General features: G+C 65.1%; 11 protein-coding genes. 9 read left to right on the top strand and 2 right to left on the bottom strand.

Annotation, left to right across the window (positions count from 1 at the left end):
• Positions 1-40 precede the first annotated feature (40 nt).
• From V6W80_RS02015 to acs, 9 genes are all read left to right on the top strand, one after another.
• On the top strand, positions 41-217 hold the full coding sequence (locus V6W80_RS02015) for a hypothetical protein (protein ID WP_007159707.1): 177 nt from the start codon (positions 41-43) through the stop codon (positions 215-217).
• Positions 201-3,149, top strand: coding sequence for a sensor histidine kinase (locus V6W80_RS02010; protein ID WP_338545743.1), 2,949 nt, complete (start codon positions 201-203; stop codon positions 3,147-3,149). Before V6W80_RS02015 ends, V6W80_RS02010 begins: the two co-directional genes overlap by 17 nt.
• Positions 3,150-3,264: 115 nt before the next feature.
• Complete coding sequence (locus tag V6W80_RS02005) at positions 3,265-4,680, top strand: sigma-54-dependent transcriptional regulator (protein WP_338545742.1); 1,416 nt, start codon at positions 3,265-3,267, stop codon at positions 4,678-4,680.
• 698 nt (positions 4,681-5,378) lie between these two features.
• Positions 5,379-6,770, top strand: a complete 1,392-nt coding sequence (locus V6W80_RS02000; protein ID WP_017640381.1) for a polynucleotide adenylyltransferase PcnB — start codon at positions 5,379-5,381, stop codon at positions 6,768-6,770.
• Positions 6,767-7,270 (top strand): 2-amino-4-hydroxy-6-hydroxymethyldihydropteridine diphosphokinase, encoded by a 504-nt coding sequence (gene folK / locus V6W80_RS01995; protein WP_338545741.1) that lies wholly within the window; start codon positions 6,767-6,769, stop codon positions 7,268-7,270. Before V6W80_RS02000 ends, folK begins: the two co-directional genes overlap by 4 nt.
• 129 nt (positions 7,271-7,399) lie before the next feature.
• Positions 7,400-8,200, top strand: a complete 801-nt coding sequence (gene panB / locus V6W80_RS01990) for a 3-methyl-2-oxobutanoate hydroxymethyltransferase (protein ID WP_338545740.1) — start codon at positions 7,400-7,402, stop codon at positions 8,198-8,200.
• On the top strand, positions 8,197-9,054 hold the full coding sequence (gene panC, locus V6W80_RS01985; RefSeq protein ID WP_064306795.1) for a pantoate--beta-alanine ligase: 858 nt from the start codon (positions 8,197-8,199) through the stop codon (positions 9,052-9,054). The genes panB and panC overlap by 4 nt, the downstream gene beginning before the upstream one ends.
• A gap of 181 nt (positions 9,055-9,235) precedes the next feature.
• Complete coding sequence (pgi, locus tag V6W80_RS01980) at positions 9,236-10,900, top strand: glucose-6-phosphate isomerase (protein ID WP_017640377.1); 1,665 nt, start codon at positions 9,236-9,238, stop codon at positions 10,898-10,900.
• 125 nt (positions 10,901-11,025) lie between these two features.
• Positions 11,026-12,969, top strand: a complete 1,944-nt coding sequence (acs, locus tag V6W80_RS01975; protein WP_338545739.1) for an acetate--CoA ligase — start codon at positions 11,026-11,028, stop codon at positions 12,967-12,969.
• A gap of 53 nt (positions 12,970-13,022) precedes the next feature.
• On the opposite strand, the gene V6W80_RS01970 is transcribed toward acs, so the two are convergent.
• Positions 13,023-13,475 carry a PA2169 family four-helix-bundle protein gene (locus V6W80_RS01970; RefSeq protein ID WP_007159716.1) on the bottom strand — a complete coding sequence of 151 codons (453 nt, stop codon included), beginning with the start codon at positions 13,473-13,475 and terminating at the stop codon, positions 13,023-13,025.
• A gap of 73 nt (positions 13,476-13,548) precedes the next feature.
• Positions 13,549-13,908: a BON domain-containing protein gene (locus V6W80_RS01965; RefSeq protein ID WP_017640375.1), complete on the bottom strand. Its 360-nt coding sequence runs from the start codon at positions 13,906-13,908 to the stop codon at positions 13,549-13,551.
• Positions 13,909-14,146: the final 238 nt, after the last annotated feature.

Raw genomic sequence — 14,146 nt, 5'->3', positions numbered from 1 at the left:
TTTGCTTTACCATGGCGCCATCGCCGTTCGGGAACCGCGCATGTACATCTACCGGTTGGTCCTGCTCCTCGTGGTAGGCATCTATCTGTTCTCCCCCGCCATCATGGATTGGTGGATCGCTCCCAGCGGCGCCTGGTATCGCCCCTACCTGCTGTGGCTCATCCTCATCGTGGTGACCTTCATCCTGCAGAGCCAGCGCGATGCCGACGAGCTTTAGTCTGTCCCAACTGGTCCTGATCAGCGCCGGCTACCTGCTGATCTTCTTCGGTGTCGCCTGGATGACCGAGAAGGGCTGGGTGCCGCGCCGGCTGGTGCGGCATCCGCTGATCTACACCCTGTCGCTGGGCGTCTATGCCAGCGCCTGGGCCTTCTACGGCACCGTGGGCCTGGCCTACGACTACGGCTACGGCTTTCTCGCCTACTACCTGGGGCTGTGCGGCGCCTTTCTGCTGGCGCCGGTATTGCTCTATCCCATCCTGCGGCTGACCCGCGCCTACCAGCTGGCGTCCCTGGCCGACCTCTTCGCCTTCCGCTTCCGCAGCACCTGGGCCGGCGCCCTGACCAGCCTGGGCATGCTGATCGCCGTGCTGCCGCTCTTGGCACTGCAGATTCAGGCGGTGGCCACCAGCACCGGCATCCTGGTACAGGCCCGCGCTCAGGACGCCCCGGCGCTGGGCTTCTGCCTGCTGATCACCCTGTTCGCGATGCTCTTCGGCGCGCGCCAGATCAACTCCAAGGAGCGCCACGAAGGTCTGGTGGTGGCCATCGCCTTCGAATCCCTGGTCAAGCTGCTGGCCCTGGGCATCGTCGGCGGCGTCACCCTCTATACCGTGTTCGGTGGGCCCAACGGCCTGGAGACCTGGCTGCAGCAGAACCAGAGCGCCCTCTCCACCCTGCACACCCCGCTGCAGGAAGGCCCCTGGCGGATCCTGCTGCTGGTGTTCTTCGCCGCGGCCATCGTCACGCCGCACATGTACCACATGGCCTTCACCGAAAATCTCAGTCCCCAGGCGCTGGTCAGCGCCAGCTGGGGGCTGCCGCTGTTCCTGCTGCTGATCAGCCTGGCGGTGCCGCCGATTCTCTGGGGTGGCCTGGCGCTGGGTTCGCCGACGCCGCCGGAGTACTTCACCCTCGGCGTGGGCCTGGCGCTGGACAATCCGCTGCTGGCGCTGGTGGCCTTCGTCGGCGGGCTGTCGGCGGCCAGCGGCCTGATCATCGTGGTGACCATGGCGCTGTCGGGCATGCTGCTCAACCACATCGTGCTGCCGCTCTACCAGCCGCCCACCGACGGCAACATCTATCGCTGGCTGCGCATGACCCGGCGCATGCTGATCGCCGCCATCATCCTTGGCAGCTATGGCTTCTATCGTCTGCTGCAGGGCCATGGCGACCTCTCCAGCCTGGGCATCGTCTCCTTTGTCGCCACCGTGCAATTCCTGCCCGGCGCGCTGTCGGTGCTCTACTGGCAGACGGCCAATCGCAAGGGCTTCATCGCCGGCCTGCTGTGCGGCCTGGGCCTGTGGTTCCTGAGCATGCTCATGCCGCTGGTGGCCGACATCAATCCGCTGCACATCGGCGTCTTCAGCTATCGCATCAGCGCCAGCAACTGGCACCTCGCCGCCGTGGCCTCGCTGACCGTCAACGTGCTGGTGTTCGCCCTGGTCTCGCTGTTCACCGAAGCCAGCGAAGAAGAGAAGAGCGCCGCCGAGGCCTGCGCGGTGGACAACGTCCGCCGCCCGCAACGCCGCGAACTGGCGGCCGGCTCGCCCCAGGACTTCGCCGCCCAGCTGGCCAAGCCACTCGGTGCCAAGACCGCGCAGAAGGAGGTCGAGCGCGCCCTGGCCGATCTGCTGCTGCCCTACGACGAGCGCCGCCCCTATGCCCTGCGCCGCCTGCGCGATCGCATCGAGGCCAACCTGTCCGGCCTGATGGGCCCGCGGGTCGCCCAGGACATCGTCGAGACCTTTCTGCCGTTCAAGGCGGAAAGCGAGGCCTATGCCACCGAAGACATCCACTTCATCGAGAACCGCCTGGAAGACTACCAGTCGCGCCTGACCGGTCTCGCCGCCGAGCTGGACGCCCTGCGCCGCTATCACCGCCAGACCCTGCAGGAACTGCCCATGGGCGTCTGCTCCCTGGCCCGGGACCGCGAAATTCTCATGTGGAACCGCGCCATGGAAGACCTCACCGGCATCGACGGCGCTCGGGTGGTGGGCTCGCGCCTAAGCGCCCTGCCCGATCCCTGGCAGAACCTGTTCGAACGCTTTCTCGCCGAGCCGGCGCAGCAGCACCTCTACAAACAGCGACTGCCCCAGGAACACGAGCAGCGCTGGCTCAACCTGCACAAGGCGACCATCGACGAACCCCTGGCGGTGGGCAGCAACGGCACCGTGCTGGTGGTGGAAGACATCAGCGAGACCCAGTTGCTGGAAGACCGCCTGATCCACTCCGAGCGCCTGGCCTCCATCGGCCGCCTGGCCGCTGGCGTGGCCCATGAGATCGGCAACCCGGTCACCGGCATCGCCTGCCTGGCGCAGAATCTGCGCGAGGAACGCGAAGCGGACGAAGAGATCGACGAGATCAGCAGCCAGATCATCGAGCAGACCCGCCGTATCACCCGCATCGTCCAGTCGCTGATGAGCTTCGCCCATGCCGGTGGCCGCCAGCAGGCCCATGAACCGGTGTGCGTGGCCGAGGCGGCCCAGGAAGCCATCGCCCTGCTCTCGCTCAACCGCCAGAGCGTGGACGTCGACTTCTTCAATCTCTGCGACCCCGAGCACTATGTGCAGGGCGATCCCCAGCGCCTGGTGCAGGTCATGATCAACCTGCTATCCAACGCCCGCGACGCCTCTCCGGCCGGCGCGCCGATCCGGGTACGCAGCGAGGCCCATGGCCAGACGGTGACCCTGAGCGTCGAGGACGAGGGCAGCGGCATCCCCAAGGCCATCGTCAGTCGCCTGTTCGAACCCTTCTTCACCACCAAGGATCCGGGCAAGGGGACGGGGCTTGGCTTGGCGCTGGTCTATTCCATCGTAGAAGAGCATTATGGTCAGATAATGATCGATAGTCCTACCGCCCCCGTGACCGGCCAGGGCACCCGCATTCGGGTACTGCTGCCGCGCTATCTCGGGTTGCCGGAGGCGCCGTGACGGACCCATCCGCCTGCTGGATGGATCTGCTAAAGCATTCGGAAGTCCAGACGACCGCGACAAGACACGCTGCCTGGCGTGGGTCGTCTTGCCTTCCCGTAAGAGAGCGCACTTGATGGCCCATATCCTGATTGTCGAAGACGAGAAGATCATCCGTTCGGCGCTGCGCCGCCTGCTCGAGCGCAACCAGTTCCGCGTCAGCGAAGCCGGCTCCGTCCAGGAAGCCCAGGATCTCTACGACGTCCCCAGCTTCGATCTCGTCATCAGCGATCTGCGCCTGCCCGGCGCCCCCGGCACCGAGATGATCGATCTCGCCAAGGGCAAGCCGGTGCTGATCATGACCAGCTACGCCAGCCTGAGATCGGCGGTCGATTCCATGAAGCAGGGCGCGGTGGACTACATCGCCAAGCCCTTCGATCACGACGAGATGCTGCAGGCCGTGGCGCGCATCCTGGTGGAGCGCGAGCAGCGCCCGCCGGTAGCCGCCGAGGAAAGCGTCACACCGCCGCCGGCCACTGGCGAGATCGGCATCATCGGCAACTGCGCGCCGATGCAGGACCTCTTCGGCAAGATCCGCAAGGTCGCCCCCACCGACTCCACCGTGCTCATCCAGGGCGAATCGGGCACCGGCAAGGAATTGGTGGCGCGCGCGCTGCACAACCTGTCGCGCCGGGCCAAGGCGCCGCTGATCTCGGTCAACTGCGCGGCCATTCCCGAAACCCTGATCGAATCCGAACTCTTCGGCCACGAGAAGGGCGCCTTCACCGGCGCCAGCGCCAGCCGCACCGGCCTGGTGGAGGCTGCCGACGGCGGCACCCTGTTTCTCGACGAGATCGGTGAATTGCCGCTGGAAGCCCAGGCACGTCTCTTGCGCGTGCTGCAGGAAGGCGAGATCCGCCGGGTCGGTTCGGTGCAGTCGCAAAAGGTCGATGTGCGCCTGATCGCCGCGACCCACCGGGATCTCAAGGGCCTGGCCAAGATCGGCCAGTTCCGCGAAGACCTCTTCTATCGCCTCAACGTCATCTCCCTGCGCCTGCCCGCCCTGCGCGAGCGCGGCGGCGACGTCATGGAGATCGCCCGGGTGTTCCTCGCGCGGCAATCGGCGCGCATGAGTCGCCCAGGGCTCAAGTTCGGCGCCGAAGCCGAGGCGGCCATCCGACATTACAGCTGGCCGGGCAACGTGCGTGAGCTGGAGAACGCCATCGAGCGCTCGGTGATCCTCAGCGAAGGCCAGGAGATCAATGCCGATCAGCTGGGCATCGACGTCGAGCTCGGCGAGCTGGAGCTGGCCGACAGCTATCTGGATCCGCTGCCCAGCTCGGGGCTGGGTAACGGCAATGGCGCCCACGAGCCCACTGAGGACCTGTCGCTGGAGGACTACTTCCAGCACTTCGTGCTCGAACACCAGGACCACATGACCGAGACCGAGCTGGCCCGCAAGCTGGGCGTCAGCCGCAAGTGCCTGTGGGAACGTCGTCAGCGCCTGGGCATCCCGCGCCGCAAGGCCAGTGCCAGCAGCGACGCCAGCTGATCCGCGCCGGGACGTGACAGCCGATACGTCCCGCGGTAACACCCTCTCCCTCCGCCTCCTCATCCTTTGCAATGTGTTACCGCCGTAACAGGCGGCGGGTTCAGAGGTAACGAAAATTTCCCTGTAGCCTCCAAGCAAACAGGCTACATTTTTCGCAAGCCACTGATTTCAATGCATTTTTCAAAACTGGCACGGCATCTGCTTTATGTTCTCGTACAAGAACAATAACAACGTACCCCCTCCATAATAAAAACAAGACGTAGCGACTCCAGCACAACAAGAACAAGCAGGCGGAGGCGTAGCTAACTGATCATTTTGGAGAAGAGTCGTCTAGCGGGATGGTCCGCGCGATGTCAGGCCAGAGAACAACAAAACTGCCCCGAGGCAGCACCCGTACCAGGCAGAGCAGGAATGATCCTGACGGCATCAGCTTCCAAAGTAATCCGTTTGCTCTTGGCTCTAGACTTCAGAGCCTTTCCGGCGGCCGGTATCCGCACGGGACAGACCACACAAGAAAAACAAGAGGTCTGGATAGACAATAAAAACAAAGCACGTACCACTTTGGGGGGGAGCTTCGGCTCCCCCAGTGCCTTTGACAGCCTCCCCTCCCTCGTTCAAGATCCCCTCCTTATCTATTGCGCAACGGTTCCTGCTATGGGCCAGATTGCGTATAGCCGTCTCTCCGAACAGAAACTCGCATGCTGAAGAAGCTGATCCAGACTCTGCGCTCGCCCCTGCGGCGTACCCCGCCCGCGCCTGCCTTGCCCATCGAACTGCCCCGCAGTCAGCATGCTCTGGAACGAGAGCGGATCAGTCGTTACGCCTTGAGCGTGGTCGACCGGCTGGAAAAGGCGGGTTATCAGGCCTACCTGGTGGGCGGTTGCGTCCGGGACCTGTTGCTGGGTTTCGAGCCCAAGGACTTCGATGTCGCCACCAGTGCCACGCCCGAGCAGGTGCGGGCCGAATTCCGCAATGCGCGGGTCATCGGCCGGCGCTTCAAGCTGGTCCATGTGCATTTCGGCCGTGAGATCATCGAGGTGGCGACCTTCCGCGCCAATCACCCCACCGGGGATGCCGAAGACGAAGCCCAGGGCTCGCGCCATGAAAGCGGCCGGATCCTGCGCGACAACATCTATGGCAACCAGGAACAGGATGCTCAGCGGCGCGACTTCACCATCAACGCGCTCTACTACGATGCCAGCGGCGAACGCATTCTCGACTATGCCAATGGCACCCAGGACATCCGCCTGCGGCAGATCCGTCTGATCGGCGATCCGGAGCAGCGCTACCTGGAAGATCCGGTGCGGATGCTGCGCGCCGTGCGTTTCGCCGCCAAGCTGGATTTCGAGATCGAGACCGCCACCGCCGAACCCATCAGCCGTCTGGCGCCGTTGCTGCGCGACATACCCGCGCCGCGGCTGTACGACGAGATCATCAAGCTGCTCCTGGGCGGCAAGGCGGAGCGCACCTTCGAGTTGCTCTGCCAGTACGGCCTGTTCGCCCCCTTGTTCCCGGCCAGTGGCGAGGCCCTGGAGCGCGACCCGGAATACGCCGGCAGCCTGATCCGCCAGGCCCTGGCCAACACCGACACCCGCATCCGCGAAGGCAAGCCGGTCACCCCGGCCTTCCTGTTCGCCGCCCTGCTCTGGCCGGCCTTGCCCGAGCGCGTCCGCTATCACCAGGATCGCGGCCTGCCGCCCATTCCGGCCATGCAGGAAGCCGCCCACGACCTGACCCAGCAGCAGTGCCAGCGCACCGCCGTCCCCAAGCGTTTCACCATGCCCATGCGCGAGATCTGGGACATGCAAGAGCGCCTGCCGCGCCGTCAGGGCAAGCGCGCCGATCAACTGCTGGAAAATCCGCGCTTCCGCGCCGGCTACGACTTCCTGCTGCTGCGCGAGAGCGCCGGCGAGGAAACCGGTGGCCTGGGCGAGTGGTGGACGCGCTACCAGGAAGTCGGTGACAGCCAGCGACGCGAGATGATCAAGAACCTCAGCCGGGAAGACGGCGCGCCGGCCAAGCGGCGGCGCCGTGGCGGCAGCAATCGCAAGCGGCGCACCTCGGATGCGCCCACGTCCGGCGACGAATGATGGAAAGGGTCTATCTCGGCCTGGGCAGCAACCTGGCTGAGCCGCGGCGGCAGCTGGACGCCGCCCTGGATGCCTTGGCCCAGCTGCCTGACAGCCAGCTGGTGGCGGTCTCCGCCTTCTATGCCAGCGATCCCCTGGGGCCGCCCGAACAGCCCCGCTACGTCAATGCCGTCGCCGAGCTGGACACCGCCCTCGCCCCCCTGGCGCTGCTCGATGCCACCCAGGCCATCGAGCAGCAGCAGGGGCGCGTGCGCAAGGACGAGCGCTGGGGTCCGCGCACCCTGGACATCGATATCCTGCTGTTCGGTGAGCGGCTGATCGACGAGCCGCGCCTGCAGGTACCGCACTACCACCTGCAGGCGCGCGCCTTCGTGCTCTATCCCCTGGCCGACCTGGCCCCCGAGCTGCACCTGCCCGATGGCCGCCGGCTGCCGGACCTGCTGTCCGCCTGTCCTTTCGAGGGCCTGGAACGACTGGTACCGTCGTCACCTGCGCGGTAACACTGCCGTAACACCGAACATTGACTTGTGTCGGATGCGCCGGGACTATAGCAGCCGTTTGCGCGCGGCCAACCCGCGCCCGCGGCGCCCAGACAATAACCATAGCGCCGTCCCACGAGGACCTCTTGCATGCCTGATATCAGCCTCACGACCCTTCAGGGGCTCAAGCAGCGTGGCGAAAAGATCGCCATGCTAACCGCCTACGATGCCACCTTCGCCCAGGCCGCCAGTCAGGCCGGCGTCGAGATGCTGCTCATCGGCGATTCCCTCGGCATGGTGCTGCAGGGTCACGACAGCACCCTGCCGGTGACCCTCGACGACATGGTCTACCACACCGCCTGCGTCAAACGCGGCCAGGCCGGTGCCTTCATCGTCGCCGACCTGTCGTTCATGACCTATGCCACCCTGGAGCAGACCTTGACCAGCGCCGGCCGCCTGATGCAGGCGGGCGCGCAGATGGTCAAGCTCGAGGGCGACGCCTGGCTGGCCGAGCCGATTCGTCGGCTGGCCGCCAATGGCGTACCGGTCTGCGCCCACCTGGGCCTGACGCCCCAATCGGTCAATGTCTTCGGCGGCTTCAAGGTGCAGGGCCGCGATCCAGTCCGGGCGCAGCAGCTGCGCGAGGCGGCGCGCGAGTTGGAGGAAGCCGGCGCGGCCATGCTGCTGCTGGAATGCGTACCCTCGGCGCTGGCCGAGGAAATCACCCGCGCCGCCCGGGTGCCGGTGATCGGCATCGGCGCCGGTGCCGCCACCGATGGCCAGGTGCTGGTGCTGCACGACATGCTCGGCCTGGCCCTGCGCGGGCGCACGCCGAAATTCGTGCGCAATTTCATGGCCGGTCAGGACAGCATCCAGGCTGCCCTGGCGGCCTACGTCGCCGCCGTCAAGGACGGCAGCTTTCCCACTCCCGAACACGGATTTTCCGCATGAAGACGGTCCATAGCGTCCGCGAACTACGCGCCGCCGTTGCCGCTGCGCGCCGCCAGGGCCTGCGCATCGGCCTGGTGCCCACCATGGGCAATCTGCACGCCGGTCATATCGCCCTGGTGGAGACCGCGCGCCGCCACGCCGACTTCGTGGTGACGAGCATCTTCGTCAATCCGCTGCAATTCGGCCCCAGCGAGGATCTGGCGACCTATCCGCGCACCCTGGCGGAAGACAGCCGCCAGCTGAACGAGGCCCACTGCGACCTGCTGTTCGCACCAGCGGTGGCCGAGATGTATCCCAAGGGCATGGACGGCCTGACCCGGGTGAACGTCCCCGAGGTGTCCGAAGGTCTCTGCGGCGCCCGTCGGCCCGGCCATTTCGAAGGCGTGGCCACGGTGGTCACCAAGCTGTTCCAGATGGCGCAACCGGACGTGGCGGTGTTTGGCGAAAAGGACTATCAGCAGTTGGCGGTGATCCGCAAGCTGGTCCAGGACCTGGACATGCCCATCGAGATCGTCGCCCAACCCACGGTGCGGGCCACCGACGGCCTGGCGCTGTCCTCGCGCAATGGCTATCTCGATGACGGCCAGCGCGCCAGCGCGCCCTGCCTGTACAGCCTGCTCAGGCGGCTCGCCGATCAGCTAGCCGCCGGCGCAGCGGTCGAGCCGACCCTGGCGTCCGGTGTCGCCGAATTGCAAGCCCAGGGGCTTAGAGTCGACTACCTGGAACTACGCGAGCAGCTGAGCCTGCAACCGGCCGGGCCGGCCACCACCGCGCTGGTGCTGCTGGTGGCGGCCTATCTGGGCCAGACCCGCCTGATCGACAACCTGAGCTTTCGCCGCAGGCCCGGAGTGTGATGCAACCGAAGGTTAGCTCACCCAAACCCGTCTGAATCCTGGAAGCCCGGAACATACCGGGCTTTTTCATGCTCGAAGCGCGACGCCACGTCAGGCGTCGCGCGGTCGCCGACTTTCCCTTGCAAGCCAGCGGCTTGTGGGGCACAACAGCAAACAAGAGCCACCAAGGAAAAGCCTAGCCATGGAGTACTATCAACACCCCCTCGACGTGACCCAGCTCGCCTCCTGGAAAGCCCTGCAGGAACACCGCAAGGCCATGCAGAATTTCCGCATGCGCGACGCCTTCGCCGCCGATCCGCAGCGCTTCTCGCAGTTCTCCCTGAGCAGCAGTGGTCTGTTCCTCGACTACTCCAAGAACCTCATCACCGAGCAGACCCGTGAGCTGCTGGTGAACCTGGCTCGCGAAGCGGGTCTGGAAGGCGCCATCCGCACCCTGTTCGACGGTGCCTACGTCAACTCGTCCGAGCACCGTCCCGCCCTGCATACCGCGCTGCGCCGCCCGGTGGGCGACAGTGTGCAGATCGATGGCCAGGACATCATGCCCGAGGTGCACCGGGTCCTGAACCAGATGACCGCGCTGGTCACCCGCATCCACAACGGCCTCTGGCGCGGCTACACCGAGAAGCCGATCACCGATGTGGTCAACATCGGCATCGGTGGTTCCTTCCTCGGTCCGCAGCTGGTGTCCGAGGCGCTGGTGCCCTTCACCCAGCGCGGCGTGCGTTGCCACTACCTGGCCAACATCGACGGCAGCGAATTCCGCGAGGTGACTTCCAAGCTCGCCGCCGACACCACCCTGTTCATCGTCTCCTCCAAGTCCTTCGGCACCCTGGAGACCCTGAAGAACGCCCAGGCCGCCCGCGCCTGGTGCCTGGCCCAGGGCTGCCCGGAGCCGGAGCTGCACAAGCACTTCATCGCCGTCTCCAGCAACGTCAAGATGGCGGTGGAATTCGGCATCGCCGAAGAGAACATCTTCCCCATGTGGGATTGGGTCGGCGGGCGCTACTCGCTGTGGTCGGCCATCGGCCTGCCCATCGCCCTGGCCATCGGCATGTCCAACTTCAAGGACCTGCTGGCCGGTGCCTATGCCATGGACCAGCATTTCACCAGCGCCCCCTTCGAAGAGAACATGCCGGTGCTGCTGGGCCTGCTCGGGGTCTGGTACGGCAACTTCTGGGGCGCGACCAGTCACGCCATCCTGCCCTACGACCACCACCTGCGTAACTTTGTGAAGCACCTGCAGCAGCTGGACATGGAGTCCAACGGCAAGAGCGTGCGTCAGGACGGCTCGCCGGTGAGCATGGAAACCGGTCCGGTGATCTGGGGCGGCGTCGGCTGCAACGGTCAGCATGCCTACCACCAGCTCCTGCACCAGGGCACCCAGCTGATCCCCGGTGACTTCATCGTGCCGGTGGTGAGCCACAATCCGGTGGCCGACCACCAGCAATGGCTCTATGCCAACTGCCTGTCGCAGAGCCAGGCGCTGATGCTGGGCAAGACCCGCGAGGAAGCCGAGGCCGAGCTGCGCGAGAAGGGCCTGGGCGAAGCCGAGATCGCCAAGCTGGCGCCGCACAAGGTGATCCCGGGCAACCGTCCGAGCAACACCCTGGTGCTGGAACGCATCTCGCCCCGACGCCTGGGTGCGCTGGTAGCCCTGTACGAGCACAAGGTGTTCGTGCAGAGCGTCATCTGGGGCATCAACTGCTTCGACCAGTGGGGCGTCGAGCTGGGCAAGGAGCTGGGCAAGGACGTCTATCAGCACATCATCGGCCGCAGCGAAGGCAAGGCCGACGATGGTTCGACTCAGGGCCTGATCGATTACTTCCGCGGTCGTCACCGCGGCTGATCGATCTCGGTCCGTTCCGAAAGGCGCCGCTCTGCGGCGCTTTTTCGTTTTATCGCCTCGCTGAACCCCGACAGGCCATCCGCGGCCTAAACTAGGAGCACAACAACACCAAGAAGGAGCCGGCCATGAGCCACCGCTATCCCGTGCCCGAGAGTCTGAGTGCCCGCACCCACCTCGACGAAGCCCGTTATCGCGAGCTCTACCAGCGCTCGGTGGAACAGCCGGAACGCTTCTGGAGCGAACAGGCCAGCGCTTTACTCGACTGGTCGCGCACCTGGGACGAAGTCCATAGCGGCGACATGCGCCAGGGCCAGACCCGCTGGTTCAGCGGCGGCCAGCTCAACGTCGCCTACAACTGCATCGATCGCCACCTCGGTGGCCGAGCCGAGCAGACCGCCATCCTCTGGGAAGGCGACGATCCCGCCGACAGCCAGGCCATCAGCTATCGCCAGTTGCACGAGCACGTCTGTCGTCTGGCCAATGTGCTCAAGGAGCGAGGGGTCAAGAAGGGCGACCGCGTCTGCCTCTATCTGCCGATGATTCCCGAGGCCGCCTATGCGATGCTGGCCTGCGCCCGCATCGGCGCGGTGCATTCGGTGGTGTTCGGCGGGTTCTCGCCCGAGGCGTTGCGCGACCGTATCCTCGATTCCGACTGCCGGGTGGTGATCACCGCCGACGAGGGCGTACGTGGTGGCAAGCGCGTGCCGCTCAAGGCCAATGTCGACAAGGCCCTGGCCAAATGCCCGGACGTCCACACCGTGGTCTTGGTCGAGCGGACCGGCGCCGCCGTGGCGCGCCAGGAGGGCCGTGATCTGTCTTATGCCCAGGCCGTGGCCGCGGCCGCGGCCGACTGCCCGGCAGAGCCCATGGATGCCGAGGATCCGCTGTTCATCCTCTACACCTCGGGTTCCACCGGCAAGCCCAAGGGCGTGCTGCACACCACCGGCGGCTATCTGCTGGGCGCCACCCTGAGCTTCAAGTACCTGTTCGACTACCACGAGGGACAGGTCTTCTGGTGCACCGCGGATGTCGGCTGGGTCACCGGCCACAGCTACATCGTCTATGGCCCCCTGGCCAATGGCGCCACCACCCTGATGTTCGAAGGCGTGCCGAGCTATCCCGACGCCAGTCGCCTGTGGCAGGTGGTGGACAAGCATCAGGTCAATATCTTCTATACCGCTCCCACCGCCCTGCGCGCCCTGATGCGTGAAGGCGACGAGCCGGTACAGCGCACCTCGCGGCAGAGCCTGCAATTGCTCGGCAGCGTCGGCGAGCCGATCAATCCCGAGGCCTGGGAGTGGTATCACCGGGTAGTGGGCGAGGGTCGCTGCCCCATCGTCGACACCTGGTGGCAGACCGAGACCGGCAGCATCCTCATCGCCCCGCCCCCCGGCGCCCTGGCATTGAAGCCGGGCTCGGCCACCCTGCCCTTCTTTGGCGTCCAGCCGGTGCTGCTGGACGAGCAGGGCAAGGAAATCGACGGCCCCGGCAGCGGCGTGCTGGCCATCAAGGCCAGCTGGCCGAGCCAGATCCGTACCGTCTATGGCGACCACCAGCGACTGATCGACACCTACTTCAGTGCCTATCCGGGTTACTACTTCACCGGCGACGGCGCCCGCCGGGACGAAGACGGCTACTACTGGATCACCGGGCGGGTAGATGACGTGCTCAACGTCTCCGGCCACCGCATCGGTACCGCCGAAGTAGAAAGCGTGCTCACCGAACATGCGGACGTGGCCGAAGCCGCCGTGGTGGGTTGCCCGCACGAGGTCAAGGGCCAGGCGGTCTATGCCTTCGTCACTACCAAGGGCGGGGTGACCCCAAGCGACGAACTCAAGGCCCGCCTGCGCCAGCAGGTAGCCGAGGAGATCGGCAGCTTCGCCAAGCCGGAATTCCTGCAATGGGCACCCGCCCTGCCCAAGACCCGCTCCGGCAAGATCATGAGACGCATCCTGCGCAAGATCGCCTGCGACGAGCTGGACAGCCTGGGGGATACCTCGACCCTGGCCGATCCTTCGGTGGTCGACAACCTGATCGATGCCCGGCTCAATCGCGCCCCGCAGGGCTAGCTGTAGCCCAAAGAAAAGCCCCGCCTAGGCGGGGCTTTTTTCTGCAGGCAACCTTAGTGGGCGGCTTGCATGCGGTGCTTCAGGTCACGCATGCGATCGTGGGTCGCACGGGCCTTTTCCAGCTGGCTGCGCAGGTTGGCCTGGGCATCCGGCGTGGCGTGTTCGTTGACGGCGCGCTCCAGTGCGTGCAGCAAGCGGTCTTCCTGCTCTTCCAGTTCGCTGACGTAGGTGACTTCTTCCTTTTCCTTGCTGGCAAAGGAGGTTTTGACGTCGGTGTAGTACTTGCGGAAGCTGCCGGCAAAGGTGCCTTGCTCAGCGGGCTTTTCACCAGCGGCCGATACCTGGCTGCTCAGGGCGCTGATGATCTCGGCCTTGCTCTGGGCGATCTCGGTGAACAGGGCCTTCAATTCGGGGTTCTTCACTTCGGTGAGGGCATGCTCGTAGAAATTCTTGCCGTCACGGGCGATCTCGATCAGATCGTTGAGGGTTTCGGTCGTGCTGGTCATGGCAGTTCTCCGGGGTGAAGGGCAAGGGTGATGGCAGCAGCGCTGCCATCGTGCCGGGTGTTACCAGGCGTTCTTACTGAGCGGCTTTCAGCGCATCAGCAGATACGGCCTTGACGCCCTTGATGGCCTTGGCTTCCTTGATCGCCAGGTCGCGCTGGGCTTCGGTCGCCACGGTGCCGGACAGGGAAACGACGCCCTTGTTGGTCTCGACCTTGATCGAGGTGCCCTTGATGTGTTCGTCGGCCAGGAAGGAAGCTTTGACCTTGCTGGTGATCCAGGTGTCGGACGCGGCTTCTTCGGTCTTGTCCATGGTGTTGTTGGCGGCCAGGGTCATGTTCTGGCTGGTGGCAGCAAAGGCACCGCCGGCCAGCGGCAGGCTCAGTACGGAAGCGGTAACGGCAGCGAGGGCAAAAGTACCGAAAGTCTTTTTCATGAGATGACTCCTGTTTTCCTTGGTTGTACTGCGCCCAGGTCCTGGCAGCAGCGACTCCTATGTAGAGCGCAACGGCTGCGCCGAATTCCAAAGCCGATTAAAGACGTTAAAAATCAATGATTTAGATCAATTCACCAAAAATAACAGGCGGGCAAAATGCATGTAATGCGCAAAAAGGTCTGGTAAATTGCACGAGGTCAGACGACTCTGGCACCGGTGTCTGGGGCAGGAGCCTCCC

The organism is Pseudomonas benzopyrenica (assembly GCF_036884265.1).
Lineage (GTDB): Bacteria > Pseudomonadota > Gammaproteobacteria > Pseudomonadales > Pseudomonadaceae > Chryseomonas > Chryseomonas benzopyrenica.
This window is presented reverse-complemented; position numbering and strand designations above follow the sequence as displayed.

Coding starts and splice junctions, on each gene's coding strand:
- V6W80_RS02010 (WP_338545743.1), top strand. CDS start 201: ATGCCGACGAGCTTTAGTCTGTCCCAACTGGTCCTGATCAGCGCCGGC.
- acs (WP_338545739.1), top strand. CDS start 11,026: ATGAGCCACCGCTATCCCGTGCCCGAGAGTCTGAGTGCCCGCACCCAC.
- V6W80_RS02015 (WP_007159707.1), top strand. CDS start 41: ATGTACATCTACCGGTTGGTCCTGCTCCTCGTGGTAGGCATCTATCTG.
- V6W80_RS01970 (WP_007159716.1), bottom strand. CDS start 13,475: ATGACCAGCACGACCGAAACCCTCAACGATCTGATCGAGATCGCCCGT.
- pgi (WP_017640377.1), top strand. CDS start 9,236: ATGGAGTACTATCAACACCCCCTCGACGTGACCCAGCTCGCCTCCTGG.
- V6W80_RS02005 (WP_338545742.1), top strand. CDS start 3,265: ATGGCCCATATCCTGATTGTCGAAGACGAGAAGATCATCCGTTCGGCG.
- V6W80_RS01965 (WP_017640375.1), bottom strand. CDS start 13,908: ATGAAAAAGACTTTCGGTACTTTTGCCCTCGCTGCCGTTACCGCTTCC.
- V6W80_RS02000 (WP_017640381.1), top strand. CDS start 5,379: ATGCTGAAGAAGCTGATCCAGACTCTGCGCTCGCCCCTGCGGCGTACC.
- panC (WP_064306795.1), top strand. CDS start 8,197: ATGAAGACGGTCCATAGCGTCCGCGAACTACGCGCCGCCGTTGCCGCT.
- panB (WP_338545740.1), top strand. CDS start 7,400: ATGCCTGATATCAGCCTCACGACCCTTCAGGGGCTCAAGCAGCGTGGC.
- folK (WP_338545741.1), top strand. CDS start 6,767: ATGATGGAAAGGGTCTATCTCGGCCTGGGCAGCAACCTGGCTGAGCCG.